A 26,786-nucleotide genomic window follows, 5' to 3' on the forward strand; every position below is an offset into this window, starting at 1 on the left:
TGATAATCACCGATTCATCAAATATTCTGAATACTAACTTCTTACGCTTTTACCTCTCCTTGAAGGAGAGGCGATTTTTTAAGGCGTTATTATTTTAAGCTCTCCTTACTCTACCATTTAAGAAAGAGTTGAGAACATCACGACAAAAAGCATTCGCATTTACTTGTCTAACTATAGTGAGTTTTCCGGTTCTTTTATGACGGATAATTAAGTTAAAAGCGGGTATTCTGCGAGCTTGGAGAAAAGAACCACTAGCATCCGCCAGTAAAATATTTTGTGCTGAAGATATGACACTTTCTGAAGTTAAATTACCACCATTTCTGTATTCATCTGCTGTCATGTCTGCAACATCACCTGCGGTAATATTTTTCGGTTTTCCTTGGTTATTAATATAACCAACAGCTTGATAATTTGTAACTTGAGATGAGTTACATAGTTTTGGTGGATTTCCTATGCGAACAGGATTGTTAGTACAAAATTCTATGGCTAAAGCTGCATCTTCTGGGAGCATCCCAATTTTGCAAAAATAGAGAGAGAAAAAGAATTCGCGATTAATTCTCGCGAATAAACAGGGGGACTTAATCTTGCGACTCTTCCTCCTCCTGTTCCAACCCAGAACGAATATCGAGAAGACACTCATCCAGAGTATCAATGATTCTCTGTAATTCTTCCCAAACAGAGCGTCGAAAAACCGACATCACAGCATCAATATGCTCAGTAGTACCAGCTTTGCCTAAATGTTTATATTTACTCAGTTTTGAAGATGTGGCGCTCTGGAAGCAAGGAGCAGACGCTTGTAATTTGTAGTACCAGTATTTCTTCAGGTTTTGACGGACTTGGTAACGAGCTACCCAAGCTCCTGGGGGAGCAAGTGTTCCCTGCTTTAATATCTGTGCTTGTTGTTTTTCCAAAGCTGTAATTGCTTTGCTTATCCTCTCAAATCGAGCAATTTTATCTTGTTCAGTATCGTTTATTTTTGGTCTTGGCATACACAGACACACAAATCTATTCGCGATCATAACTCGCGAAGCGCAGAGTGAACAGAGATTGTGCGATTAAGTACCTATCCCCAGGCGGGTGCTAGGAAACCATTGAGGTAGGAACAACGCAGAGACAAGATTGATGGTATATTTTCGTACTTCCACTGCGCTCCCACAATTTTCAGTCGTTTATCTATTTGTTTCACTGCTGACTCCACTGCTCCAGAACCAATGGAGCTTAATTGTTCCGCTTGGAAGTACATATAGTTTACTAATCTACTTCGGTGTTTACGTAGATAGTTGATGAACTGGGTTGCTCCCACATATTTACATTTGTTCAGCTTGGTGATTGCTGCTTCTACTTGTCCGTGCCACAGTTCGGCTTCAATATCTACTAAGAATTTTTTTGTGGCTTGTATTTTATACAGGTTTTCTTTCAAATGATACCAGTCTAAAATTTCTTGTCTTCTATCGGTGTCGGCTATTTCTGCAAATAAATTCCAAATACCATCATGTCCATCTCCTAAACAGTAAAGTGTTTTTGCGATGTTTTGACTATTAACCCAATTGGTGAGGGAGAGATTATCCTGAAAGAATGCTCCGTAATATATTCCCTGTAATCTGCCCGTTTTATACTCTTTCCAGTACGCAGGTTTTCCTTTCTCTTGTGAGCGGATTCTGACTTTTCCGCCATCTAGACAGACTTCTGTTAATTTCTGTTTGACATTCGGTGGGGATGTATCCAATTTCTGCACTTGACGATGATAGGTGCTATGACCTACTTCTATTCCGGTCATTACCTTGAGGTCTTGTTCTGCATTTTGGAATGATTCGTTGGCTGCTAGTAATAAACAGCACTTTTCTAGTAATGGGCTAAACCTTCTATATGGCTCAATTCCCATTCTTGCGGCTTGTTGTTTGGTGATGATTATTTTCCCCAGACAACTTCTTATGGTTCGGCTGCGTCCTCTTGTTGTTCCCGTCTTTTCTCCGACAAAAAAAAGGCTATTTTCGGGCTGACGTGTTCTAATACTTGGTCTCTGACGGCTGTTTCGATTCCTTCAAAGGTTTCTATTTTTTCTGGTGGCGTGTTTTTATACAGGATTTTGGCGATGGCTTTTACGTGTGCATCTAGTTCTTTTTTTTCTTCTGGGGTCATTGGCCTTTCTCATAGGGATGGAACACTTTTCAATTGTCGCGAATTTTTGTGTTCATGTACAGTCCCCCACTTTATTCGCGAGACAAACTCGCGAATATTCTTGCCTTCTCCCTATCTTTTTGCAAAATTGGGATGCTCCCGATACAAACGATTTTTATTATCGGGAATTATTTATGAATCTTTTTTAAGAGCCACATAAATGTTAGTTCTAGTAGTGTATGATATTCCTAATGATAAAAGGCGGACTAAGTTATCTAATTTTTTAGAAGGTTATGGCCGCCGAGTACAGTTTTCTGTGTTTGAATGTTTCCTTAATTTAGATGAAATGGGAGAACTTTATGAACGGGTGAAAAAGCTGGTTAAACCTGCTGAAGATAATGTGCGGTTTTATTGGATATCTCAGGAGGCTGTTAGTAGGGTGTTAACTATCGGTGGCGAATCTCCCCAACCACCGCCAAAGTATTACGTTATCTAGGTTTGACGGATTTTGTATCATCATCTTCGACGCATCTCGCCAAATCCCTGAAACCCTATATTTTTCGTTGAGATGCGTCGATTGCTTACTGGGAGCGGGTTTTAGGTATGTGTTTTGGTCAATTTTGTTCAAGATATATGATGTTTTTTGGAGATGCGTCGAATCGGCGGCTGAAACCTTTACTGGGTAAGGCTTCCTAGACGAACTCTTTACCGATTAACTCAAATCGGATTAGTTGGAAACCTTTTTGTTTCCGGCGACGGCTATGGCTGCGGCCTTTACCGATTAACTCAAATCGGATTAGTTGGAAACCTACAGTCTTAACTTCAGTAGTGTTGCTCATAAATACCTTTACCGATTAACTCAAATCGGATTAGTTGGAAACTCTTTATTACAAAATCAAACGCAGATTCTTTTTCGTCTTTACCGATTAACTCAAATCGGATTAGTTGGAAACTTGGTCAGAATTAGTCACGACGGTCTCCTTAAAAAAACTTTACCGATTAACTCAAATCGGATTAGTTGGAAACCTTGCTTGTTCCTCCGTTTGCTATTGAATTTTCGGCTTTACCGATTACCTCAAATCGGATTAGTTGGAAACCCTAAATCATGCTCGAGTAAGGGTTTAGCAGTGCTAAACCCCTACATTTATGCAGGTGTGAATATTTAAAAAATTAACCAGATAGCGATCGCCCAAAAAAACCATCTCATCAAAAACCCTACAACACAAGAGTTTTACCCAAAACCCAAACCAAAGGAAAACGCCTTTTCAACCTACAGCTTTAATAATAAACATAGCAATAAACAAAACCAAACACCCAAAATCAACAGTAAAAATGTATGATGAATCCACGCCGAGTCATGATACTCGCAGATGGCGATAACGCTTTCATGGCTGCTCAAAACTTTAACCGCAAAATCAACTGGCACAAACTCAGAGACTATTTAGCAGATCCCAAAGAAGGGAGAGAACTAATAGAAATAGTCATTTATTTAGGCTTACCACCAGCAAAAGATAGATTTGAAGAACAAAGAAAAGCCAAAGAAAGATTTATATATTGGGCAAAAAGTAACGGCTTTTTAGTAGTAGCTAAAGAAGGAAAAGCCAAAGGTGATGACTATGAAAATAACGTTGATGTTGTCATGGCGATGGATGCCATAGAACTAGCATTAGAAGTTAAACCAGACATCGTTGTATTAGTCACCGGCGACTCTGATTTTGCATATTTAGCCGAAAAACTCAGAAGGAGAGGAATCAGAGTAGAAGTAGCTTCCGTAGAACAATCATTAGGTAGTGAATTAAAAAACGCCGCTAATAGCATTGTTGACTTAACCGAAGTTTTTGATCAATTTGATCAACATGATGTTAACCAAAATTACCATCGCATAGGACATAACAACATTTTTGATTAAAAAATACACTGGTATCAAGGCAAAAGTCAAGGGGCAAAAGGCAAGAGTGAAAAAACTTTCAGAGATTTTAGATTTTTTACATACCTGGGTTTTTTTAGCCGACTTATTTACCACAAGAAATATTCATGAAAACCATCAACGGTAAATTAATTAGTGAAGAACTGCAACAGTTACAAGAACTGACAGACATCACCACTAATATTACATATCGCTGTGACAACCTAGAAACACAAGTCACAGAAATAAATAAACAAAACTACAGCCAATACTTCCAAAAAGTCAACCAAGAAGTAACCACAGTTACCACCTATCTGCAAAAAGCTTACCTGGAGATAAATAACACTTCTACTTCCTTGAGACAAGTCAGACAAGAAGTAAACACTGTCAAAACCCACCTGCAAGAAATAGATCAAAAAATTACCGATTTAGAAACACAAACCCAGAAACAAGCCAAACAATTAATGATTTTTAAATTGATCACCATTATTGGTTTAGTTAGCTTGTGGTTAATTTTTACTAACCATCAACAAGACAACTCAAAACACCGCAATTTTAGACGATCTCAAATTAATATGATGTTGATTGTTTAGGGAGAGGCAAGAGGCAAAAGGCAAGAGGCAAAAGGTAAGAGTTAAAACCTAGTTATTATTAGGTTTTTAGGACTAATTATGTCCTAACTTGAATTACTACAATCATATCATTAAATCAGTCATTAAACATCAACAAAAAACAAAAAGGTAAAGCGATGAGAGCAATAGTTAATGGTAAATTAGTAGACCTTCCTGAAGGTGCAACCGTAGAAGATTTAAGAAGAAGACTACCAGAAATCGGTCAAGATGATGTTATGGAAGAAGGTTTTTCTGGTACTCGTCCTTTGAATAATAATGAAGCACTAAAGGAAGGATCAAAAGTTTGGTCAGTTCCCAAAATTGTCAAAGGGTAAAAAGGCAAGAGGCAAAAGGTAAAATAATTTTAGTCAATTTTCAGATTCATTTTTTTCTTTTTTGAATCATTTCCACATCAAAAAATCTAAAATCATGGCAATAATCATTAACGAAGATAAACTAGGATTTTTACCTAGTGATAGAATTATTGAAGAACTCAAAATATTAGAAAGAGTCGCCAAAAATGCCATCGTTGGTTGTAAAACTATTGGCAATATCAAATATACAGCCATCCTCATTAAAGGAATGCCATTATCTTCCAAAAAATTCAAAGTTTCTAATACTGATATTCTGTTTTTATTACCACCAGAATACCCCCGTCTTCCTCCTATTGGTTGTTATCTTAACTATCCTTGGAGTACGGTAGGTGAAGGAGATCATCACTTCACCAGACAAAGCTATTATGGCGCACCATTTTTAAGTGAAGAAGGATGGTATTGGTACTGTGTAGGGTTAGGTGGTGGATTTAATCATGATGTGTGGTTAAACTCTTGGCGACCTAGTAATAATGTAGAAAAAGGGCATAATTTAGCCACCTTATTTGTTACCGCCCGTCACGCTATTAATAGTGAGAATTAAGTGAAGGCAAAAGGCAAGAGGCAAGAGGTAAGAAAATAGTATTTAGATCCCCAACTTCTATTTTCAATCTTCAAAACCAATGATTAATTTATCAAAGAAGTCGGGGATCTTTTTCTCCAACTTACCAGATCCCCAACTTCTATTTTCAACCTTCAAAACCAATGATTAATTTATCAAATAAGTCGGGGATCTTTTTCTCCAACTTACCAGATCCCCAACTTCTATTTTCAACCTTCAAAACCAATGATTAATTTATCAAATAAGTCGGGGATCTTTTTCTCCACATAAAACACAATCTAAAAACATGAAAACCACCACCAAAAACTCCCTACATATCCCACCCCAAATGTGGGCAGAAATTAAAGATTATCTCTTAAAATCTCGTCGAGGTAATGAAGAAGTATTTTGTGTCATTTTCTGTCAAAGACAACAAATATCCAAGCATGAAACCCGCTACATTCCCAAAACTTGGGTAGTTCCCAGCGCTGACTGTTATGAATATCAAACCTCTAGCGGATTAGTATTAAAACAGGATTTTCATACCTATCTGTTAGAAAACCATTTAGAACCAGAATTAGATATAGTTCACATTCATACTCATGTCGGTTATGGTATACCAGATTTCTCTTATGTTGATGATAGACATGAATCAGAATATGCTCAATTTATTTCCTCTAATTTCAGTAAAAAACATCGGTTAATTTCTGGAGTATTTGATCAAAATTTACAATCTTATCAATTCCGCATCTGGGATAAAAAAGGCAGAAAATTTCAAGAGTTAAAATTCTGTAATTTATTATTTGATATTGCTTATCATCCCAAAAACACAGATAATAATTTGATTGATGACTTGATGTTTAACCGTCAAAAAATATTTGGTGAAGGTAATCAAAAACTTCTCAATCAATTAAAATTAGGATTAATTGGTTGTGGTGGTATTGGTGCAATATTTACTGAATTATTAGGAAGATTAGGTGTCAAAAATTGGGTATTAATTGACCCAGATAAATTAGAAACCGTCAACCTAAATCGAATGCCAGGGGCAACACCAGAAATGGTACAACAACAATGGTATAAAGTCCATTATGTGAAACATTTGATTAAAAAAATCTATCCCCAAGGTTCATCGGTAAAAACCATCTCTGCAACCATTGAAACAGAATTAGCTCAACAAGAAATAGCCAGTTGTGATTTAATTGTTGTGGCTACAGATAACCACCTTTCCCGGAAAACTGCCCAAGAAATAGCATTAAAATATATGCGTCCCTTTGTATGTTTGGGTACTCATATTGATGTAAAATCAGACAATACTCCGCGAATGTATTGCAGAATTACCATTCCCCCTTTAGGTGGTGGTTGGTGCTTAATGTGCGGTAACATTATTAACTTACAACGCGCTGCTTTAGAATCTGCACCTAATGAAATTCATAATATAGCTGCTAGTGCAGGTTATTTAGAAGGTGTAAATGATCCGGCTGTATTCTGGTTAAATAGTATTTGTGCTAGTACGGCTGTAGGTATTATTCATGGTATGGTAAGCGGTTTTATGAATGTAGATTCTGGTATTGACTGGATTTATGACTTTCCTGGTAGCGAATGGCGCAAAACCGATACTGAGTATTTACACAACGATGATTGTTATTTTTGTAGTTAAGTAATGGGTAAATTATATCCAGTAAGGCAAAAGGCAAGGGGTAAGAAAATAGTATTTAGATCCCCGACTTCTATTTTCAACCTTCAAAATCAATGATTAATTTATCAAAGAAGTCGGGGATCTTTTTTCCCAGGAAAATGCCTTTTCCTCCTGGTGTTTTAATTATCAATAGGGAAACTCAACATCTTGAAAATTATACTTAAAATTATGCTGGTGTTGGGTTTCGTGTCCTCAACCCAACCTACAATTATTTGTGTGAAGTTTTACATCATAAATCTAAAAAAATACCAAAGATATACTTTTTATACATCCTAAAAAGATATTATGTTTCATAAATAATCACAGGCAACCTAGAGGTAAAATCTATTAATGGAAAAGCCCAAAAAATACGCCAAGATTACTGTTATTACCTTTGCACCGGTGCAAGGTTTTATTGAAAAATCCCGCAAACTCCGCGATTTATATGGTAGTTCATTTCTCATTTCTTATCTAGCTTGGATGCTATGTAAAACCGCCGAAGTACAATATCAATGTCAGGTAATTTCACCTGCTTTAATTAACGTTATTCAAGGTACACCAAACCAAATTATTATAGATGGTGATTTTCCTGAAAATGCTGCTAGAAATACTTTAAATCTAGCTTGGAAATGTGTGACAAAAGCCTGTCAAGAATGGTTAGAAGACTGTTATCAAATCCCACGTAATTATAAACTTTGGAATCGGGTTTGGCAACTCTGGATTAATCACACTTGGGAATTTTTCTGGGTACAAAAGGAAAATAGTACAATAGACGAAGCACGTCAATTATTAAATAACTGTAAATATCAAAGAGATTGGACAGGTATTAACTGGCAAGGTGAAAGTTCTACTCTTTCTGGTGCTGATGCGATCGCCTATCCACAAATGGATCAAATAGCAGATCCACGACAATATAATTATCAAGAACAAAAAGCATCAATTGGTCAATTTTATCAGGCAATTCAACAAAAATTTGGAGAATCATTTATTGATAGCAGAGAAGAATTAAGTTTACCAGAATTAGTGAAAAGAATAATTACTCATCAGGATGTTTCTAACAGATTAATTGAGAAAGTAAAAAAATACTTTCTACACACAGAAAATGATTTTTATGAATTATTTAAGGATATTCAGCAGTTAGCAAAAGACTTGAATATTGATACATTTAAAGAATTAAACCGCCATGAAAATAACTATTGGACTGGTTGGTTTATGGGTGATGGTGATGAAGCAGGAAAGTTTTTAAAAAAATATCCAGATAAAACCAAAGAATTTAGTGAAACAATGCGACACTGGGGTAAAAATTTTAAAGATGATCCTCCCGAAAATTGTCGGGTAGTTTATGCAGGTGGTGATGATTTTTTTGGGATTTTCTATGATATCAAAACAGGAAAACAATTAAATCCTTATTTATGTATTCAGGAATTTATTAAATTTAAAGAAGATTATTGGCACAAACCCGAAAAAAAAGATATCTGTGCTAGTGTGGGTTTTGTGTGGACTGGTGCAGGTGTTCCCCAAAGAGACGTTTTACAACATTGTCGAGAAGCGGAAAAATCAGCCAAAAGTCATGGACGAGATAGAATAGCCATGAGAGTTTTATTTAACAATGGTAATTATATAGAATGGGTTTGTCCTTGGGAGTTTTTGGAAATATTAAATAGTTATGAAGACAGGAATAAAACGCAACCCAATTTTGCTGATTTTTGGTATGTTTTATATTTGTTAGCTATTGCTAAACTATTGCATGAAGAATATTTACAATTATTAGATTTGTATTTTTATTCCTTGATTCACAAACGCCGTCTAGCAAAACCCAACTGGACACATATCTATAATGATATTGCAACTTTAGAATCTCGTCATGCTTTCGGTAAAACTAAAAAGGAAAGTAGAGAGATAGCATTAGCTTTAATAGATATCTATTTTCCCAGTTATGCAGAAAAGATTAGAGATGAAAATAACTGGTGGAATAAACTAAATAAAGATGAAATTTTAGAAACAGGAGGAATTTTAGGCGATCGCACAAACTACACTATAGATAATACCACCAACCAATTAGATCAACAAAAAATTAATCAAGCTATCAATAATTGGGTAATTAATCTTGCTAAAATAGGATTTCATTTATGCTCGTAGTAAATATGTTTATAACCTCATGAACCTGTTTATAGCCGTTCCCAAGAAGCGTGAGTTACAAAGTCTTTTCGTTTTAGGAAGAAGAATCAATATTTTACCCTAGCTTTCTGTCTTTTAATATATGTCAATAATCATAAAAAATAAATCTGTAAAGTTTACCCATCTCATTATCATTCAACCTTTAGGTTTTTTATATGGTAGTGCAGGTAAATTTCTTTCGCCAGAAAATTTAGTAGGACGTTCAGGAACTAGCTTTCCTCCCAGTAGTGCAGTATTATCCGGTGTCTTTGCATATTACCATCAACAAAATCAAGATACCTTTAATCTAAATTTACTGCATCTTGCTGGACCATTTTGGGCAGAAAATAACAAACCTCAAAATTTTTATGTTCCCACACCTTTTAACTGTTTAGTGAAAAAAGGAACAAATCAAATTAGTGATTTATTAACCTGGAATGGTACAGAATGGTTAAACCAACAAGGTGAACAAATCACAGGGAAATTTCCTAAAGGTACATGGACAAATATTAGTGATTGGCATAATTTCAACTGGTTAAATAAAACAGTGTGGATGAAATCAGAAGAAGATGATGATGATAATAACCACAGCAATAATTATGAACCTTGGCGATTTTTACCCCATTTACACCCCAGAATGGATACAGAACAACGCACAGTTAATAAAGATGTATCACAGGGTAGTTTATTTTTAGAAAATGCCGTACAATTAGCTCCAGATATTTGTTTAATTTACCTATCCAACACACCTATAAAAGACGGTTGGTATCGCTTTGGAGGAGAAAGTCACATAGTAGAAATTACCTGTGAACCATTATCTACAGAAACTCAAGAATTACTAAATCAACCAGTAGGAAAAAACTTTGCTTTAATCACTCCTGGAGTCTGGGGTTCTAACCGTTTATCTCAAAGACAACCTATTAATTTAGAAACAGGTAATCTTGAAAAATATCAACAAGAAGATCCTGAAAAAACCGAAATCACAAATTGGCATGTGGAAACTTTAATGACAGAACGTGCTATACCTTTTCGTTATCGTTTAGGAAACAATCAAAATAATCAAAATCAACCCCAACATAAACCCCATACTCCTAAATTATTATCTCGTGGAAGGTATGCTGTACCTGCGGGAACAGTGTATGTTTTAGAAACAGAAATTAACCAATCTTGGCAAGAATGGCCAGAGGACTGGTTTCCCAAAGAGGGACCATCATTAAAACGGTGGGGTTGTGGTTTAGCTTTACCTTTAGAAAATGTTTGTAGTTCAAATAGCTAAAAACCTTTTAACCTTTGTATGAAATAGGAGAAATATCAATGTATCAAAAATCTTATACTAAGTAGGTAGGCAGGATAAAACCGATATATGTTTAGTTTTGTAAAAACGGTGAAATAACCTATTGATAAGGTCAACACTGAACTTACTTTTCGTTACATAGCTGTAAATTTTTTCGCCCACCTACTTAAATGCTAAGTAGGTAGGCGTTGAAAATTGTCGTCATGGCAAGGGAAGAGACTTTCAGCGATTTTACATTTTGTTACATACCTTGGTTTTTTCGAGCCGACTTACTTAGTAACTGGAGTTTAGACTAAGGTATTCTCATCTCTACATTTTTTACACTTGATGTCTATTAAATTGATCACTCACCCCAAAATCCAAAATTATCCCTCAACATCCTCCTAATTAAACTACCTGAAACAACCTACAAACACCAAGAATCACCACCAACAAATCCCTACCATCAGCACCCCTCTTAATAGACATCTCCAAATCCAAAATCATCGTTACCGCCCCAGCCAAAGCATTGATATTTGTATTTGCTACCTCCTGACGCAAATAGTAAATACGATGAGGATTACTGATATTACAAACTTGAGCTAATTCACCATCCTTCTTCACCCCAGAAACAATGGCAGACTTCACCCATAACCAAGTTCTAAACTGCGTTAAAAGAGTGCTGATAATCACCATAAAAGGCTCAGAACGAGACAGTAAATCATCCAACAATTGCAAAACTTTATGGCTTTTTCCTTCACGCATAGCCGCAGCCAATTGTAGGCTATTCTGAGTTTGACATGGCACTAACTCCTGTACCTCCCCAAGCTCCAATTTTCTACCCTGAGCATAAATAGACAATTTGCGTAACTCAGAAGCTGCACGAGTCATATCATTACCAATAGCTTGTGCTAAATATGTCACCGCATCCTCTGACAACAGCAGTTTAATTTTCTTAGCTGTAACAGCATTATCAGTGGGGTTCGTGTAGAGTTTTACAGCAAGAGAAACTATCGCCTGTTCAATCAAATCATACCGCCAAGGTGGTATCAACGAAAACTCTAACAACTTGGCATACTTAACCAAATGTTTGTAAACCTTTAGCCGCTTATCCACATTATTAGCCACAAACACCAAAATTGTTGAATTAGGCAATTGCACCAACTGTTGCAAAGTTGCCAACTCAGGATCACCCCACTGCTTGAGGTGGCAATTTTCCACAATTACCAGTTTTTTACCATCAGTCAGGGAACGAGTACGAGCCACACTCAAAGCCTTATCAAGCTGATTATCTGAAAATCGGTGATAAGATAAACTCAGCCATTGAAAATCAATCTCTGCTTTGTACTGGTTTAGCTGTGACTGAATCGCGTATTCGTCATCACCAGTTAGCAAAACAATCATCCTCTGACCCTCCCATTATTACTGAGATTGGCAGTTTTAATCAACACAGTCAGGGGTTTTGGACTTTGAGTAGCTCGTTGCAGCATTTTAGCGATTCCTACGGAGCGCTTCGCTATCGCCTCTTTACCACTCTCAAACTTTTTCTGATAAGCTGGTGTCACCTCTAAAATTGCCTTAGACCCTTGCAATTTCACCAAATGACCATGAGCCAACAGCTTTTGATGATTGGGTTTAGCCTTATCCATCACCTGTTGCCAAATTTGCGCCAAATTAGCAGTGTTATCGCTATTAAGTAGGTCAGTAGTATTAGCAGTATTGGTGACAACTGCTGGTAACAAACTATCCTCACCCCCATCTCCAGGTTTCTCACTTCTCTTGTTGACGGTGTACGTACCGAATGTTGGTAACAATTTGTTATCATGCCCTGGTTTAACATTGGTTTTCGTTGTCTCCACAGCCAATAAACCAGGCAATAAATTGAGTAAACAAACCTCCAGCCACACGCCCGCATTTACCGTATACCGCAGATAATTTTCAGCTTTTTGTAACTCCGCTAAAGACAAATTCAGAGTCTCAAAATTCCAGTGTTTAGCAAAAGCTTTGAGTTGGGTATAATTGACACAACCAGTTAATAAAGTTTGTTCCTTCGGTGCAGATTTGATAATCAACAAATCTCGATATGTTTGCAGTAAATTTGAGATAATCAATTTGGGCGTTTTCCCAGAGTCTACCAATTCTCTAGCAACTTGCAGCAAATTAAAAGTGTTGTTAGTAGAGATAGCCTGTAAAATAGCCATTAACTCGGCTTCTGTCACACCCCCAGCAATTTCCATGATATGATGGGCAGTGATATCTGTATGCAAAAGACCAGCTTGACCGAGTAATTGCAGCGCATCTCGTAAACCACCATCACTGAGTCGAGCGATCGCACTTAACCCCTCATCATCAACAGCAATAGATTCCGCATCTGCTATAATACGGAGATGCTGCACAATAGTTTTAATTGATAAAGTGCGGAAATTAAACACCTGACAACGGCTGATAATAGTAGGTAAAACCTTGTGCTGTTCTGTGGTGCAAAGAATGAAAACCACATGAGGAGGCGGTTCTTCAATACATTTGAGTAAAGCATTTTGGGACTGGGTTGTGAGTTGATGCGATTCATCAAGAATAAAAATTCGATAACGTCCTGCGACTGGTGCTAAAGTACAGCGTTCAATTAAAGCACGAGCATCATCTACACCATTATTAGAAGCAGCATCAATTTCACTCACGTCTAGACTATTGCTAGTTTCAATTGAACGACAAGATTGACAAATTCCACAAGGTTTATCAGTTGGTTTTTTGCTGTTGAGACAATTGAGAGATTTAGCAAATATGCGTGCAGTCGAAGTTTTACCAGTACCTCTAGAACCTGTGAACAAATAAGCTGGGGCAATTTGTGAGTGTTTGACAGCATTAGTTAAAGCAGTTTTGATGTAAGGTTGTCCCACTAATTCTGCTAAAGTTTGGGGACGATATTTTTGATGTAGGGCGACTGTAGACATAGGATTTATTCATCTTAATTCGTCGCCCTTGCCCCTGTTAAGGGGATAGGATATTAGTTGAAATTTATAGATTATTTGCGATTAATGAGGTACAGAAAAAAGTTGATAAAGTTGTTTCAACTAATGTAATTTATTAATTTATCAGTTAACAATTGTTGATTTCAATGTTTAATACATTCCCTTTTAAGAGAGAAAATAAATTTCTTATGCTTTTCAACCGTCTTATTTTCAGGAAAACTCAATTGTTAATTGTCTATTTTTTAACATATTTTGTTATAAATTCAATATCAAATCGAATCGAATCTTATATGAGATTTTAGCTGACAAAATAGTAAAAATAATTCGTACAGAATTGATACAATCAGGAATAGAGAACTTTTAACATAAAACAAGTATAAAATATTTTAGCATAAATCTTTGTTAATAAAATTTGTAACTCATTTACCTCAAATCTGCTGTATTATTTAAACCTAATTAAACTTAGTCAACTTTACTGATAAAGAAGTTTAACAAAGAATTTGACAATTTAATCTACTTTTCTCTTTTCAACTTTCTTTATCCCCTATAGCCTTAATATGCGGTCTTTCTGGCAACAAACATGATATCAAGGGGTTTATGGTTGCCTTTTGTCTGTTCAATTTTTGGCAGTGTTAACTAACTAGCGTTAATAATCTCATGCTATATTAATGATAGCAATTAATTTATGAAAAACATTTACATCTCAAAAGTCGCGCAACTGCGAAAACAAAAAAATCTAACTCAGCGCCAACTAGCTGATTTAGTTGGAGTTGATCCTTCAACTGTGCGTAACTGGGAGCGAGAGCGAGGAGGGATAGAAACCTTCGTTAAACTGGCCAAACTTTGCAAAACACTAGATTGCACTATTGAGGATTTGTTTGAAGCGCAAAGAGTCAAGGAGGATGATTAACTTTTTACCTATTAATTTTATCACCTGTGTTATTGCTCATCAACCAGAGCGATCGCTGTTAACCAATGTAATCACCTTTGAAAGAGTGCCAGGGGGAATCGCCAAACCCCTGAATATGCACAGGTTATGGCATTTTACTAGAGTATATGAACGATAACCCTAGTAAAAATAGGGAACAGTCACAGATATCTCCTAGTAACAGCCCTAGTAAAAAGCGACGAAGAAAGGGTGATGGTAATGGGTTTATTTATTGGCGCACCATCACCAAAAATGGTAAAGATTACCAACAGGCTTATTATCACTGGAAAGAAAACGGTCAGAAAAAGACCAGATATATACCCAAAAAATTACTGGGGGATATTCAAGAAGCTGAAGCTGCTAAACGTCCAGTCAAAGAAATTCTACTTATCTTAGGCTTTTCTGTCACCCCTAGTAATCAAAGCCCTAGTAATTTACTAGGGGATATCTCATTAAACCCTAGTAATTCCGACTTCTCCCCTAGTAATCAAAGCCCTAGTAATTTACTAGGGGATATCCCATCAAGCCCTAGTAATTCTGACTTCTCCCCTAGTAATGACAGCCCTAGTAAAATGCGACGGCATAAAGGAGAGGGTAGCGGTAACATCCACTGGCGCACGATCAGCAAAAATGGCAAAGATTACCCACAGGCTTATTATCATTTTGAGTTTTGGACTCAGGGCAATCGCTTGATCAAATCTTCTAAGTACATCCCTAAGCGGTTCATACATCGAGTTGAGCAGTTAGAACAACAGAAAGCACCGGTTAAAGACATTTTGCAAGTCTTGGGTGTAGAATTGTAAGCATTCAGATGTTAGCATTAACCATATAAAGTTTTAAGTAAAATAGACTGATTTATCCAACCGTTTTTAGCCAAATTTACTGATACCAGAAATCACACCTTTTCTCTATCAAATTTAGTCCTGTCTAGCCATATATGCGATTTATCTGCTGATATCTAGGAGGATGTTTTAAGTTTTTCAAACCACATTTTTAATTTCTCCAAAATTCTGGTAAAATTATTTGATGTTTGACAATCTGTGTAAATTTCTTGTAGAAAACTTTTCTAGCGACTTTGCTACTTGGTTATTAGGTGAATCCATAGTCCTAACTGAGTTAAGTCCAAAAGAACTATCCTTAGAACCAATTCGCGCTGATGCTCTTATTCTTCGACAATCAGCAGAAATAGTCTTACATATTGAGTTTCAGACTCAACCAGACAAGAACATTCCTTTTCGCATGACAGATTACCGTTTGCGGGGGTATCGCCGCTTTCCTAACAAGCAAATGCGTCAAGTAGTAGTTTACTTGCAAAAGACTGATTCAGAACTGGTTCAGCAAACCACATTTACTTTAGAAGAAACATTTCATCGTTTCCAGGTAATCCGCTTATGGGAACAACCGACTGAAACATTTTTGCAAACCCCCGGTTTATTGCCTTTTGCTGTTTTAAGCAACACTGATAATAAAGTCAACACTTTGCAGGAAGTGGCAACTGTCATTGATAACATCACCGACAAACAGATGCAAAGTAACCTAGCGGCATCTGCATTTATCTTAGCTGGGTTAGTATTAGAAAAAGAAGTGATTCAGCGTTTGCTGCGGAGAGATATTATGCGTGAGTCAGTCACTTATCAATTATTGGTAGAAGAAGGACGGGAAGAAGGACGAGAAGAAGGACGCTCAGAAACTGTTCGACTTGTTGCTGTCAATATGCTCAAGGAGGGTATGTCTATTGAAGTAGTTGCCAAAGTAACTGGTTTAACAGTTGAACAGGTGCAAGAATTACAAACTACAGAAGCAGAAAACTCAGGTAATTGAGTACAAATCGTATCCAACGCCAACTACCTACACTGTACCTGTATTCAAGTCAGTGTAGGTTTGTAAGCTAATTCTTGCAAAGCAAAAGATGACTAGCCCATAAGCCTTGAAGAATTTAGTGTTAACAGTTAGTTATTAAGCTTTTGGAATATAAAGTGGTAGCAAGAAATGACGCATAGACATTTCCACATCTGGATTTGGTCTATCTCCATAAGGAACTAACATAGCCGGATGATCGGATTGCTGCAAGTGCATTTTGATACTCGTACTAGGAATAGCTTTAGCAGCTTCTATCAAATACTTGAGATTAAACTGAATATTCAACATCATTTCTGATGGTAAATTAGCAACAATCACCAGATCACCTTTACCAAATTCCCGTTCAATAGATAACCGTAATTGCTGCAAACTGCCATCAAATTGCAAATAAATTCCTTGTGCTTTCTTATCCGTTAGTACAGCTAATCTTTCCAGTGCTTTAACCAACGGTGCTTTTTCTAAAATTACCTCTTTTTCAAAACTAAATTGAGCTAACAATTGTTCACAATCAGGATAAATTCCTTCTAGAACTGGACAGCTAAGAATAACATCTTGCCAAGCCAAACCCAAACGATTACTTTGGGCATCATACAGCATATTTATTGATTCTACATCATCACCTAAATTTCGTGCTATTTCTCTCACCACACGACCAGGAAGAGTAAATTTAATCATCTCGTCAGATGTAACTTGTTGACGTGGTTTTCTACCGATTCCTTGTGTTGAAACTTCAGTAATAGCAACTCGATGTCCATCAGTACCTATCAACTTTAATTTCTCCTGTGTAAGTTGAACATGAACTCCAGTCACAATATATTTATTTTCATCAGTGCTAACTGCATAAAGCACACTTTTTAAACCATCTTTGAAAACGATTGTTGGCAAAGAAACAGGAGTAGTATCAATGATATTAGTAGGTGGAAACTCCTCAGCACCGATACCTTTAATTTCATATTTACCATCGGTATCAGATATACTGAGAGAATATATCTTTGTTGACTGATCCTCTTCTGTAAGCTGTGTCATTTGAGTTTTACTATTCAGAGAAATATTACCATGAGGACAATGTTTGACTATCTCAAATAACATTTGCACTGGTACAGTAATTTCACCCTTTAATAACACCTGCGCTGCAAAACTCGCTTGAATTGTTAATGCTAAATCTGTGACAGTGAGATGTATTTGTTGTGTTTCAACATCAGCAATAATCAGGACATTGGCAAGAATAGGATGACTAGGTTTAGCTGGTGTAGCACAATGGACTAAAAACAGCGCATTGTAAAAGTTAGTTTGTTCACAAATCACTTCCATCCCTAATTCTACCATTGGTTGAGGAGTTGATTCCTTTTTGGAAGATTTTTTCTTGGACTTCTGCTTTTGAATTGTTCCATCTGAAGTATCTGGATTGATATTATTTCTTTGCTTTGTAATTGCTTCATCTGAATTATCAGAACCGATATTACTCCTCTGCTTTGTAACTGTTTTCTCAGAAGTATCAGAAGTAATATTATTCTTCTGCTTTTGATTGGTTTCCTCTAAATTATCAGAACCGATATTACTTCTCTGATTTTGAGTTATTTCATCTGAATTATCAAAATTGATATTATTCTTCTGCTTTTGAGTTGTTTTATCTGAATTATCAGAATTGATGTTGTTACTTTGCTTTTGAGTTGTTTTATCTGAGTTGTCAGAATTTATAGAGGTAGATTTTTTCTTTTTACGCACAGGTATTTCTGTGCTATTTGTTGATACTCCATCTTCTATTTCAGTATTAGCAGCATTTTTAGTTTTTGTTTTTTCTATTTGAGTAACAACAGTATTTGTTTGTTTTGCCTTTTCTGTTTCAGTAGTAGCAGCACTTGTTTGTTTTGTCTGCTTTGCAGTTTTTACCTTTTGTTTTTGCGCTGTTTGAGTCATGATCCTTTATCTCTGATTGCATCATTACTATAAGACTGCGGTAGCAGAAACAAATTTTATGAATCTATAAATCACTTTTTCAAGCAATCATTTAATCTATAGCAATCGTAATTGAAATGTGAGAAAACACGGTATTAATTTGTGTGTTTTATATAACTAATAATCTTTCCATGAATTACGCTAAATATAGCACTTAAACCACCAAACAAAATTTTATAGGGTATTAAAAATATTTTCCTTGAACTACGCAATTTCTCATGAAATATTTAGGATTGCTATATAAACATAACCAATAATTTACAGCAGATTCGAGGTTGATGAGGTACAGTAAATGATTGAACTTTAGGTGTTATAATTACCTTCTGAAATTGGTGTACCTCAGTTAATTTAAAAATGCTGTAACTCTAGTAATCCTAAATGCCAAGTAAAAGTTCAAGCAACTTAAAGTTCAACCAGCTTTAAATAGTTATAAAATAAGGATTTTTATCTCAGGTGTTTCTCACGGTTGGGATACGATTGCTATAGTAGACTAGGATAAACTCCTAAATATAACTAAATCCGAAAAATTATGAAATTAAATGAAGTTGTGCCTTGGGGTAGAACATTGCAAGAGTATAAGCTAATGTTTAATTTATCAGAAATAGACCTGAACAAGAAAATTCTGGGCTGTGGTGATGGTCCAGCCAGCTTCAACGCTGAAATGACAGAACTGGGATATTCAGTTGTCTCTATTGACCCCATTTATGAGTTTTCTGAAGACCAAATTAGACAACGAGTTCAAGAAACTTATGAACCAATTATATCCCAGGTAAAACAAAATGCAGACCGCTATGTTTGGAATAATTTTCATGATGCACAACAACTTGGTGACGCTCGTTTGGCGGCAATGAATAAGTTTTTACTGGACTATGAAACTGGTAAAACAGCAGGACGTTATTTATCACAATCTTTACCAAGATTAGAATTTGCTGATAATCAATTTGAATTATGCGTTTGTTCTCATTTACTCTTTCTTTATTCTGAACAACTATCTCTCGATTTTCACATTGCATCTATTTATGAACTCTTGAGAATCGCAAAAGAAGTGAGGATTTTTCCCTTATTGAAACTTGATTGTGAACCATCACCTTATCTTGATCCAGTATTTAATCTCTTTTCTAGTCAACAGTTTAATATCCAAATACAACCTGTTGGTTATGAATTTCAAAAAGGGGGAAATCAAATGTTAAAAATAAATAGATAATCAGGAATTACGCAAAAAAACATCGTTGCAACTATAACTTAATGGAGAGAAGCAATACCTTTATTGCGCTCCTCTCCCATTACAAAATGTGGTTATAGCCGTTCCCAAGAAGCGTGAGGTACAAAGTTTTTTGTTTTAGTGAACATCAAGAATCAGGGAACAGTTAATAAATTGGTGTGTACTTCCTTAGACTGGCAGGGGAAACGCATCTTATCAATAAGGACGATTAAATCTCAATAATGACCAAAATATTCGCATTAACAACCTCTTATTGACAATAATTTAATCCATCACTATGACCCTGAAAAAATCAATCAAACGATAAATTGGGATTTATTGGTTCATACATTAAAACGGTATTTTGTCAATAAAATTTAGATGCGTTTCCCCTGCTTAGACTGGTAAATGCTATATTTTAGTTGAGGATTCTTAGCCGTTTATAGATTACCGGATTACCAAAATACGCTGTCTAGCTCGTGAACTAGCAACATAATACAAACGATTAAACTCCTTAATTTTAGCTAGAATTGATTTATTATCTTCTCCCCGTTCTGGATTCAATCGCTTACTTAAATCTTGTCCATCAATACCTGCTTCTAAGAAAGTGCTACCTTGACTATTATGCACAGTCAATGCAAAGCAATTTCTGATATTAGCAAACTGTTCTAAATGTTTATAGTATTGCTTCCACAGAAAAGGATTACGTTTGGCACTTCTGAGCAACCGTTGAGTTTCTTGTTTAAATCGTTTCTCTTCATCTTCATGTAAAACGTAGATTTGACGCACAATTCCTTCATCTGTTTCTACTTTCAATCTCCAAGCATCATAGTTGTTATAACGTTCTGCCAACACATCCACAACATTAAATTCTGTAGATGTTGAAAGAATGGCAGTTTTACCATCAGGAGCTATCACCGGATCTCTAGTAATCAATCTTTCCCCAGGAATAAATCTACTAGCATTCCTCCCATACAAATATGTCCGAATTTGTTGATTATAAAAGTCAACTTGGGCATTAGTCCATGATAAAATACGGAAACAATCTGGATTATGCACAAATTCTTTAGACATCTTTTTGCACGCATACCGCAGCAAAGTTTGACGTTTTACCATGAGCGAACCGTTGCTTTTATCAGGTAAATATTTAGCAAAGGGATTAAATGGTAGTTTACTTTTAGTAACTGCATAGCGAGCAGCAGTAACAAACTCTAATAAAGGACTATCAATTCCTTGACGGACAACTTGAGTTAATACTGCTTTATTTGCTACTTGAAAACTCAGAGATTTTCTTTCATTAACTGGATTTAATTGTGCGGGGTCGCCCATGAGAATAATTTTGATTTTTGTCCAGGGTGATGCTTGATTAGCAACGTTTTCAATCCAGTGCCACAGTTGTTTACCAATCATGGAACATTCATCAATAAAGACAACATCAAATAAATTGATGTATGATGGTCCTATCTGCTCCAGTATTTTCTCTTTACCTCTAGTCACCATTCCTAATCCTAGTAATTGGTGAATTGTAAAGAATTCTACGTTAGTTATTCCATTTTCTGCTGCCATCCGTCGTAGTACACCTACTGCTTTATTTGTGGGTGCAGTTAATACAACTTTTTTACCTGTGGCTACCAGCACTTTTACAAGTTGAAAAACTATTGTTGATTTTCCTGTTCCAGCAAATCCTACTAACAGAAATAAAGCAGCAGTGACGGTTGGTTGAACAAATGTCCACATTTTATCTAAGGCTTTTTGCTGCTGTTGAGTAAATTGAAATGGGAAAGAATTTGTGGTCAGGAAATTAGGAAGTGTTTCTAGCATAGTTGCTTCGTTAATTCCATTCATTGATCCACTCAATGCAGCGTTAGCTGTTTGGTTAATTCAAAACTATACTCCTTTTAGTATCAAATATTTATTAGGGGTATAAGAGCAGTCATAGCAAGGTTATTTCATTCTAGATTTAAGCAACGAAATATAGGTATTCTCAGCCGTCGTGAGATAGAATCCCTGAAGGTTAAAATAAAGCATTATCGTAAATACATAAAATGTCAAATTTTAGAATGAAACAGCCGTGGCAGTTAGAGGTAAGTCTTTCTGAAGCAATTAATTTGGGGAGTGATAAGTAACTAGGCAGAATAAATTACACAAATTTCTTTACTTTTGCCTTTTGCCTGCCTCCACTTGTGAAATTAATTTTGCACGACTACTTATCATGTCTCCCCTTCAGCAATTGCGATATAAATTGTTTGTGCAGAAATCCAAAAATTCTTTTTCCCCCTGCATCTTGCCCCATGCGGTTCCTTAATGATAATAAGTATTTAATCGGTCATGATATGATACCTGGGAAATAGAGATGAAGTGGCATCAGAGATTAAAATAAAAGACGTAAGCATTTTCCAGAAAGATGACATATCCAACTGCTCCTTGGAAACTTGAAGGCTATGCGATTCAAACCTTGCACTTAGTTGATATAAAGCAAGCTGTTCCTTTTGTTCCTTCCGAATTAGAGATTGTTTCCCTTTTACCCGGTAAAACTTTGGCAGGAACTTATGTATCTTCCTATGAAGCTGGTTCTTTATTGGAATACAATGAATTAATTGTAGTTCCGGCTTTTGTACGCTATCAAGGATATATTGGTGCTTGGATTTCCCATATTTATGTAGATAATGAAGATTCTGTAGCTGGAGGTAGGGAAATTTGGGGATTACCCAAAGAAATGGCTGAATTTAGTTGGGATAAGGATGGTATAGTTAGTGTTAAACAAAATCAAAGAGAGTTATACCAACTGTCTTATAAAAAAGACTGGTTGAGCTTATCTACATGGTGGAAACAAGAATTGAGAGGTAATGCTTTCGGCGGTTTAGGTTCTGAGTTGCTATATTTTCAAAATGATTTTAAGTCCCAAATTAACTTATTAAAATCTAATTTAGAAATTCCCCAACACAGCCCTTTTGCTTCTTTAGGTTTAGGTCAGCCTTGGTTAACTGTAAAATTACAAAACTTAGAATTATTGGCTGGTGTACCCAAATTACTTGGTAATGAAGTCATTAATTTGAGTTATAATTGATTGTTCATACGGAAATTGAAACCTCTATCTTATTTGAATAAAAATTTTAGAAATACCAAAAGGGTGTAATTATGGCCAGAAAGTCCAGAGATTTCAAGGATTTGATGCAAGAAAAACAGAGTTCTCAGAAGAAACGGAAAAATCTGGAAGCACTCAGAAATAAGATGTCAGAGGGTGTTTTTGGGGAACTGGCTGCAAATATGCCGATAGAACCCAAGGGTGCAATCAAAATGTCGGAAGTTATGAAAGATTTTATAGCACCCTATATGGATTCCATAGACAATTTAAAAGAATTAAAGGCTTTTTTTAGTTTGGCTGCGATCGCCTGGAATGCGGCAGTGATACCTGAATCAGATAAAAAAGAAGTTCTTGATGCTTTTGTACAACAGCAGTTGCTTGTATGTGATCCAGAAACCCAACGGGAAACCAGAGAAATTATTGCTGAATTAATTGCTAGAAAACGCCAGCATTTTTCCCATATTAAACGGCTGATTATGGATTTTGATGTGACACAATCTGGACAAAGATATGATATTTCTGTAGCTTCAACTTTGTTGGAAACTGAGTAAAGCAGGATTCAGGATTCAGGATTCAGGAGTAAAATCCCTTTTTAGTGGTAGTTTAATTATCAATTGATTTCTATACACCCTATCTACTGCTATATTTTATCTGCCTGAACCTGGATTTCTCGGACAGATTATCAAAGCTTTATTAAATCTAGATTACTGATAGCTGCATCCTTACCAAAGTATTACCGTAAAAATGCTATAATTTATTGATAATAAAATGCAGATATTAAGATTGAATAGTTCTTATGGGATATCCAAAGCACTGGAAAGAATTAGCTAGAGATATCAAGGAAAAAGCTGATTGGCGTTGTCAAAAATGTGGGCGTGTTTGTTTGCGTCCCGGTGAAAAACCTCCTGACAATATTAAACCCCGTGCGTACAACCTCCAAGTCCACCACCACAATATGATACCTACGGATAATCGCCTTGAAAATCTTATACCCGTTTGTTCATCTTGTCATCTTAGTTACCATCGTGGGGGTAGGGGTAATATTTCGGTGGGGCAGTTGAGCTTGTTTGATATTTCCCAATTTTAGCGATGATCAAATGGTGTAGGTAGGTGGATGTTTGATAACCTCTTACTGCTCTTGCTGACTCTGAGCATATATAGAAAGGGTAAATTACGCTTTCATAACTAATATTAAAACAAAACACGCTGTATCAAGCCTAATAAGCTAACATATATTTTATACAGAAAATACAATTATGTTATATGACAGCTAACTACTTTGTTATCATTAAGTAATTTTTAAACTAATGTTATTATAAATCTACATATAGCTTTCTGCTTAGTATGATATATACATAATTAGATATTTATAAAATTTGTCAATACTAGACAAGGCGCTAGAAAAAGATTATGCTGAAAACCCGCCAGTTTGACATAACCTGAATTATGTCAATCTCAAAAATTTAAATAATAGAACAAAGGTACTATCAAAATGAACGCTTTAGCTGTTGCACAACCACCTGAAATTAACCAATATGCAAATAAATCTATTGATGTATTACTTAATATGTGGCTACATAGTAAGAGTCAGTCTACTCAAGACAGTTACAAGCGTACTGCTATAAAGTTCTTAGCTTTTGTGAATAAACCACTTATTAATATTGGTTTAGATGATATTCAGCAGTGGATTGATAGCTTACCATCTGCCAGCGATAACACCAGAAAAACTTATATCAATATAGTTAAGTCACTGCTTACATTTACTCACAAGTTAGGAATTACACAGTATAACGTTGGTAAGGTGGTGAAGACTCCCAAACCTAAAGATGCACTCACGGAACGGATACTAACTGAACAGGAGATAACTATACTGATACACTCAGAAACTAACCAACGGAATAAGCTAATTTTAAAAATGCTTTACTACTGCGGGTTACGTGCTACTGAGTTAAGCAGTTTGAGATGGGGTGATTTGTCAGAACGGGGTGATGGGAACGGTCAAGCCACTATATATGGTAAGGGTAGTAAAACCCGTGTAGTTATTATTCCCGGTAACTTGTATAAGGAACTGCAAGAGTTAAGGGGTGATGCTGGTAAAGCCGAGCCGGTGTTTAGGTCAAGGCAGGGAACAGGTTTTTTAACCCGTGCTATGATTTGGGAGATTGTCAAAAAAGCTTCACTGAGAATAGGTTTACCCGCACCTAGTCCCCACTGGTTACGACATGGCCACGCTAGTCATAGTTTAGATAGGGGCGCACCTATTCACCTGGTTAGTCAAAGCTTAGGTCATGCCAGCGTCGCTACTACTTCACGGTATTTACACGCTAAACCATCTGATTGCAGTAGTTTATATTTGGGGTAAGCGTTGAGGAGCAATGGTTCTAGAGTTTTCTTTCACAAAACCCGGTTGGAGTACAATTGGAGTTGTTTATTTTTGGTCACGGTAAGTAGTTTATGTTGTTGTTATTACGGCATAATTCGCTTTCTTTGCTAGAATTTGACAGGAAAAGAGCGATTCCTACGGAGTGCTTCGCTATCGCATCCCTAGATGAAGGTAAACCCGTTATTCCTGTGTGGCTAGATGTTATTTATCAGGGGTTAGTAAGTCAGTTACCAAGGTAGCGATCGCATCCCTAGATGAAGGTAAAGTTGTGATTCCTGTGTGGCTAGATGTTATTTATCAGGGGTTAGTAAGTCAGTTACCAAGGTAGCGATCGCGTCCCTAGATGAAGGTAAATCTGTTATTCCTGTGTGATTAGATGTTATTTATAAGGGGTTAGAAGAAAAACTAAAAGCTTAACTAAACTAAGAAAATATAGCTTAAGTCAATCGCATCGCTGAGAAAATAGTTTTTCATGCCAAGGTGTTTAACTTAGTGGCTAAAGATAATAAATGACTGCGGTAATATTTACCATTGAACCAGAAAATTTAGATGATCCACTTTAGTCTGTGATTCGCACACTTTCGGAGAAGATTGGGCAGCTAAAAACTTGCTTCTCGTAATAGAAATGATTTTAAATGTTTCACTGTATTATTTTCCCATTCACCATACTTTGTCGGGTCATTATGAAATTGTTTCCATGCTTTTTGCATTAGTGATGGTAGATTATCATTACTATCAGGTTGTTTATAGTAAGGAATTAATCCAACTTCTTCACATACCTTTATTACTTGTTTAGCTAGTTGCCGTAAAATTTCATTTGGGTAACAATATTCATATTCTCCATCAGGAGAATCTACTAGAATTAACTTAAATTCTTCCCATTTTTGGATTATATTTTCTACTTTTTCTGATTCTCCAAGTTCCTGTAGTGTTAATAAAATTGCTCTCATTCTTGCTTCGTCAGCAGGATGACTTCCTTCTTGTCCAAAACTTGGATAGTAAATTTCTGGATCAGATTCAAGCAATAATCTTAAATGAGACCAGCCATACGCAGAACCTACTAAGTAAGTGGCACAGATATCACAAGAAAACTCTACTATATATTCTTGTAACCATGTTTGCTCTAATAACTTAAAATAATTTGGATAAGCTTTTGAGGGATTTTTATTTTTAAGGATATCTCTTTGTTCCTTAATGTACTTACATAAAATCGTTGAAAACGGTTGAGTAATTTCAGTTTCGTAATAGTTATATAACAAATGCCCTAACTCATGTACAAAATCTGGTATAGCTAGTAAGAAATTATCTTCACATAAAGGAATATTAATTATATTTTCTACAGGAAGAGCAGAGAAATAATCTGAACTGTGAGTGCTGATTAACGGATACTCTTCACAAGAGTAATTTACTTGCTCACAAAAGAGTTTACCAAATTTATAAAAATAGTAATCTTTTTTATTGAAATGATATAATAGAGTGAGTTTAGATGTTTCTAAAATATTTACATATTCTGCATAACGTCTATATGAGTTAATTTGATTTTTTAGTAGAATTTCTACACCAAAATCTGGATCATTAATAATTTCTTGTATATCATAAGCTAATTTCTCTAACTCTGTAGATACATTGTTAATATGTAATTTCAACTCTTCTGGTAAATTGTTTAAATCTTTCAAGTGTTCAATTAATGTATGACAACGTTTAAGTAATAACATTACTTGTCCGCAGAAAAATTGTGACATCATAAAATTT

At 35.8% G+C, this 26,786-nt stretch carries 26 protein-coding genes and 1 CRISPR repeat array; of the genes, 18 read left to right on the plus strand and 8 right to left on the minus strand.

All coding sequences use genetic code 11. The annotated features are described in order from the left end of the window. Positions 1-94: 94 nt before the first annotated feature. The 3 genes from WJM97_RS23125 to WJM97_RS23135 all read right to left on the minus strand — a co-directional run bounded on the left by WJM97_RS23125 (position 95) and on the right by WJM97_RS23135 (position 2,139). Complete coding sequence (locus WJM97_RS23125; protein ID WP_353933362.1) at positions 95-511, minus strand: hypothetical protein; 417 nt, start codon at positions 509-511, stop codon at positions 95-97. 67 nt (positions 512-578) lie between these two features. Beyond that, the gene (locus WJM97_RS23130) at positions 579-989 is read right to left on the minus strand and encodes a transposase (protein WP_353933363.1); all 411 of its coding nucleotides are present in this window, start codon (positions 987-989) and stop codon (positions 579-581) included. A 74-nt stretch (positions 990-1,063) separates the two neighbouring features. Next, positions 1,064-2,139, minus strand: a protein-coding gene (locus WJM97_RS23135) for an ISKra4 family transposase (RefSeq protein ID WP_353933364.1) whose coding sequence is annotated in 2 segments (ribosomal slippage) — positions 1,064-1,981 and positions 1,984-2,139 — 1,074 coding nt in all. Because the reading frame shifts where the segments join, the coding sequence is not laid out codon by codon here. A 199-nt stretch (positions 2,140-2,338) separates the two neighbouring features. Here WJM97_RS23135 and cas2 point away from each other — a divergent pair. The 8 genes from cas2 to WJM97_RS23175 all read left to right on the plus strand — a co-directional run bounded on the left by cas2 (position 2,339) and on the right by WJM97_RS23175 (position 10,655). After that, positions 2,339-2,614: a CRISPR-associated endonuclease Cas2 gene (gene cas2 / locus WJM97_RS23140; protein ID WP_353933365.1), complete on the plus strand. Its 276-nt coding sequence runs from the start codon at positions 2,339-2,341 to the stop codon at positions 2,612-2,614. 207 nt (positions 2,615-2,821) lie between these two features. Further along, positions 2,822-3,215: direct repeats of the CRISPR family, unit length 36 nt; unit sequence CTTTACCGATTAACTCAAATCGGATTAGTTGGAAAC. Between the two features lie 239 nt (positions 3,216-3,454). Continuing rightward, positions 3,455-4,027, plus strand: coding sequence for an NYN domain-containing protein (locus WJM97_RS23145; protein WP_353933366.1), 573 nt, complete (start codon positions 3,455-3,457; stop codon positions 4,025-4,027). Positions 4,028-4,152: 125 nt separating this feature from the next. Then, positions 4,153-4,617 (plus strand): hypothetical protein, encoded by a 465-nt coding sequence (locus WJM97_RS23150; protein WP_353933367.1) that lies wholly within the window; start codon positions 4,153-4,155, stop codon positions 4,615-4,617. A gap of 155 nt (positions 4,618-4,772) precedes the next feature. Beyond that, a complete protein-coding gene (locus tag WJM97_RS23155) occupies positions 4,773-4,970 on the plus strand; it encodes a hypothetical protein (RefSeq protein WP_353933368.1) in 198 nt (65 codons plus the stop codon). A 94-nt stretch (positions 4,971-5,064) separates the two neighbouring features. Further along, positions 5,065-5,550, plus strand: a complete 486-nt coding sequence (locus WJM97_RS23160) for a hypothetical protein (protein ID WP_353933369.1) — start codon at positions 5,065-5,067, stop codon at positions 5,548-5,550. Between the two features lie 304 nt (positions 5,551-5,854). Beyond that, a complete protein-coding gene (locus WJM97_RS23165) occupies positions 5,855-7,204 on the plus strand; it encodes a ThiF family adenylyltransferase (RefSeq protein WP_353933370.1) in 1,350 nt (449 codons plus the stop codon). A gap of 369 nt (positions 7,205-7,573) precedes the next feature. Continuing rightward, positions 7,574-9,361: a type III-B CRISPR-associated protein Cas10/Cmr2 gene (locus WJM97_RS23170; protein ID WP_353933371.1), complete on the plus strand. Its 1,788-nt coding sequence runs from the start codon at positions 7,574-7,576 to the stop codon at positions 9,359-9,361. A gap of 121 nt (positions 9,362-9,482) precedes the next feature. After that, positions 9,483-10,655, plus strand: coding sequence for a type III-B CRISPR module-associated Cmr3 family protein (locus WJM97_RS23175; protein ID WP_353933372.1), 1,173 nt, complete (start codon positions 9,483-9,485; stop codon positions 10,653-10,655). Positions 10,656-11,060: 405 nt separating this feature from the next. On the opposite strand, the gene holA is transcribed toward WJM97_RS23175, so the two are convergent. Both holA and dnaX read right to left on the minus strand, forming a co-directional pair. Then, positions 11,061-12,056 carry a DNA polymerase III subunit delta gene (gene holA / locus WJM97_RS23180; protein WP_353933373.1) on the minus strand — a complete coding sequence of 332 codons (996 nt, stop codon included), beginning with the start codon at positions 12,054-12,056 and terminating at the stop codon, positions 11,061-11,063. Further along, entirely contained in the window at positions 12,053-13,603 is a 1,551-nt protein-coding gene (dnaX, locus tag WJM97_RS23185) for a DNA polymerase III subunit gamma/tau (protein ID WP_353933374.1), read from the minus strand. The genes holA and dnaX overlap by 4 nt, the downstream gene beginning before the upstream one ends. A gap of 703 nt (positions 13,604-14,306) precedes the next feature. On the opposite strand from dnaX, the gene WJM97_RS23190 reads away from it, so the two are divergent. The 4 genes from WJM97_RS23190 (at position 14,307) to WJM97_RS23205 (ending at position 16,370) form a co-directional block, all read left to right on the plus strand. After that, on the plus strand, positions 14,307-14,531 hold the full coding sequence (locus tag WJM97_RS23190) for a helix-turn-helix transcriptional regulator (protein ID WP_353933375.1): 225 nt from the start codon (positions 14,307-14,309) through the stop codon (positions 14,529-14,531). Next, a complete protein-coding gene (locus WJM97_RS23195; protein WP_353933376.1) occupies positions 14,524-14,688 on the plus strand; it encodes a hypothetical protein in 165 nt (54 codons plus the stop codon). Before WJM97_RS23190 ends, WJM97_RS23195 begins: the two co-directional genes overlap by 8 nt. Further along, positions 14,678-15,352: a hypothetical protein gene (locus WJM97_RS23200; RefSeq protein ID WP_353933377.1), complete on the plus strand. Its 675-nt coding sequence runs from the start codon at positions 14,678-14,680 to the stop codon at positions 15,350-15,352. Before WJM97_RS23195 ends, WJM97_RS23200 begins: the two co-directional genes overlap by 11 nt. Before the next feature lie 223 nt (positions 15,353-15,575). Continuing rightward, complete coding sequence (locus WJM97_RS23205; RefSeq protein ID WP_353933378.1) at positions 15,576-16,370, plus strand: Rpn family recombination-promoting nuclease/putative transposase; 795 nt, start codon at positions 15,576-15,578, stop codon at positions 16,368-16,370. Between the two features lie 135 nt (positions 16,371-16,505). Here WJM97_RS23205 and dnaN read toward each other — a convergent pair whose 3' ends face one another. After that, a complete protein-coding gene (gene dnaN / locus WJM97_RS23210; protein WP_353933379.1) occupies positions 16,506-18,326 on the minus strand; it encodes a DNA polymerase III subunit beta in 1,821 nt (606 codons plus the stop codon). Positions 18,327-18,894: 568 nt separating this feature from the next. Between dnaN and WJM97_RS23215 the strand changes: the two genes are divergently transcribed. Then, positions 18,895-19,569 (plus strand): SAM-dependent methyltransferase, encoded by a 675-nt coding sequence (locus tag WJM97_RS23215; protein ID WP_353933380.1) that lies wholly within the window; start codon positions 18,895-18,897, stop codon positions 19,567-19,569. Between the two features lie 444 nt (positions 19,570-20,013). Here WJM97_RS23215 and WJM97_RS23220 read toward each other — a convergent pair whose 3' ends face one another. Next, the gene (locus tag WJM97_RS23220) at positions 20,014-21,411 is read right to left on the minus strand and encodes an AAA family ATPase (protein WP_353933381.1); all 1,398 of its coding nucleotides are present in this window, start codon (positions 21,409-21,411) and stop codon (positions 20,014-20,016) included. A gap of 559 nt (positions 21,412-21,970) precedes the next feature. Between WJM97_RS23220 and WJM97_RS23225 the strand changes: the two genes are divergently transcribed. From WJM97_RS23225 to WJM97_RS23245, 5 genes are all read left to right on the plus strand, one after another. Beyond that, the gene (locus tag WJM97_RS23225) at positions 21,971-22,633 is read left to right on the plus strand and encodes an acetoacetate decarboxylase family protein (protein ID WP_353933382.1); all 663 of its coding nucleotides are present in this window, start codon (positions 21,971-21,973) and stop codon (positions 22,631-22,633) included. A 71-nt stretch (positions 22,634-22,704) separates the two neighbouring features. Further along, entirely contained in the window at positions 22,705-23,202 is a 498-nt protein-coding gene (locus WJM97_RS23230) for a hypothetical protein (RefSeq protein WP_353933383.1), read from the plus strand. A 245-nt stretch (positions 23,203-23,447) separates the two neighbouring features. Then, the gene (locus WJM97_RS23235; RefSeq protein WP_353933384.1) at positions 23,448-23,738 is read left to right on the plus strand and encodes an HNH endonuclease; all 291 of its coding nucleotides are present in this window, start codon (positions 23,448-23,450) and stop codon (positions 23,736-23,738) included. 405 nt (positions 23,739-24,143) lie between these two features. After that, positions 24,144-25,013: a tyrosine-type recombinase/integrase gene (locus tag WJM97_RS23240; RefSeq protein WP_353933385.1), complete on the plus strand. Its 870-nt coding sequence runs from the start codon at positions 24,144-24,146 to the stop codon at positions 25,011-25,013. Positions 25,014-25,224: 211 nt separating this feature from the next. Further along, positions 25,225-25,362 (plus strand): hypothetical protein, encoded by a 138-nt coding sequence (locus WJM97_RS23245; RefSeq protein WP_353933386.1) that lies wholly within the window; start codon positions 25,225-25,227, stop codon positions 25,360-25,362. 271 nt (positions 25,363-25,633) lie between these two features. Here the strand turns inward: WJM97_RS23245 and WJM97_RS23250 are convergent, their stop codons facing one another. Further along, positions 25,634-26,779, minus strand: coding sequence for a hypothetical protein (locus WJM97_RS23250; RefSeq protein WP_353933387.1), 1,146 nt, complete (start codon positions 26,777-26,779; stop codon positions 25,634-25,636). Between the last annotated feature and the right edge of the window lie 7 nt (positions 26,780-26,786).

This window comes from Okeanomitos corallinicola TIOX110 (assembly GCF_038050375.1).
Lineage (GTDB): Bacteria > Cyanobacteriota > Cyanobacteriia > Cyanobacteriales > Nostocaceae > Okeanomitos > Okeanomitos corallinicola.

Coding starts and splice junctions, on each gene's coding strand:
- WJM97_RS23175 (WP_353933372.1), top strand. CDS start 9,483: ATGTCAATAATCATAAAAAATAAATCTGTAAAGTTTACCCATCTCATT.
- dnaN (WP_353933379.1), bottom strand. CDS start 18,326: ATGACTCAAACAGCGCAAAAACAAAAGGTAAAAACTGCAAAGCAGACA.
- WJM97_RS23130 (WP_353933363.1), bottom strand. CDS start 989: ATGCCAAGACCAAAAATAAACGATACTGAACAAGATAAAATTGCTCGA.
- cas2 (WP_353933365.1), top strand. CDS start 2,339: ATGTTAGTTCTAGTAGTGTATGATATTCCTAATGATAAAAGGCGGACT.
- WJM97_RS23145 (WP_353933366.1), top strand. CDS start 3,455: ATGATGAATCCACGCCGAGTCATGATACTCGCAGATGGCGATAACGCT.
- WJM97_RS23205 (WP_353933378.1), top strand. CDS start 15,576: ATGTTTGACAATCTGTGTAAATTTCTTGTAGAAAACTTTTCTAGCGAC.
- WJM97_RS23155 (WP_353933368.1), top strand. CDS start 4,773: ATGAGAGCAATAGTTAATGGTAAATTAGTAGACCTTCCTGAAGGTGCA.
- WJM97_RS23250 (WP_353933387.1), bottom strand. CDS start 26,779: ATGATGTCACAATTTTTCTGCGGACAAGTAATGTTATTACTTAAACGT.
- WJM97_RS23240 (WP_353933385.1), top strand. CDS start 24,144: ATGAACGCTTTAGCTGTTGCACAACCACCTGAAATTAACCAATATGCA.
- holA (WP_353933373.1), bottom strand. CDS start 12,056: ATGATTGTTTTGCTAACTGGTGATGACGAATACGCGATTCAGTCACAG.
- WJM97_RS23235 (WP_353933384.1), top strand. CDS start 23,448: ATGGGATATCCAAAGCACTGGAAAGAATTAGCTAGAGATATCAAGGAA.
- WJM97_RS23165 (WP_353933370.1), top strand. CDS start 5,855: ATGAAAACCACCACCAAAAACTCCCTACATATCCCACCCCAAATGTGG.
- WJM97_RS23195 (WP_353933376.1), top strand. CDS start 14,524: ATGATTAACTTTTTACCTATTAATTTTATCACCTGTGTTATTGCTCAT.
- WJM97_RS23215 (WP_353933380.1), top strand. CDS start 18,895: ATGAAATTAAATGAAGTTGTGCCTTGGGGTAGAACATTGCAAGAGTAT.
- WJM97_RS23190 (WP_353933375.1), top strand. CDS start 14,307: ATGAAAAACATTTACATCTCAAAAGTCGCGCAACTGCGAAAACAAAAA.
- WJM97_RS23200 (WP_353933377.1), top strand. CDS start 14,678: ATGAACGATAACCCTAGTAAAAATAGGGAACAGTCACAGATATCTCCT.
- WJM97_RS23160 (WP_353933369.1), top strand. CDS start 5,065: ATGGCAATAATCATTAACGAAGATAAACTAGGATTTTTACCTAGTGAT.
- WJM97_RS23230 (WP_353933383.1), top strand. CDS start 22,705: ATGGCCAGAAAGTCCAGAGATTTCAAGGATTTGATGCAAGAAAAACAG.
- WJM97_RS23225 (WP_353933382.1), top strand. CDS start 21,971: ATGACATATCCAACTGCTCCTTGGAAACTTGAAGGCTATGCGATTCAA.
- WJM97_RS23170 (WP_353933371.1), top strand. CDS start 7,574: ATGGAAAAGCCCAAAAAATACGCCAAGATTACTGTTATTACCTTTGCA.
- WJM97_RS23150 (WP_353933367.1), top strand. CDS start 4,153: ATGAAAACCATCAACGGTAAATTAATTAGTGAAGAACTGCAACAGTTA.
- WJM97_RS23220 (WP_353933381.1), bottom strand. CDS start 21,411: ATGAATGGAATTAACGAAGCAACTATGCTAGAAACACTTCCTAATTTC.
- dnaX (WP_353933374.1), bottom strand. CDS start 13,603: ATGTCTACAGTCGCCCTACATCAAAAATATCGTCCCCAAACTTTAGCA.
- WJM97_RS23125 (WP_353933362.1), bottom strand. CDS start 511: ATGCTCCCAGAAGATGCAGCTTTAGCCATAGAATTTTGTACTAACAAT.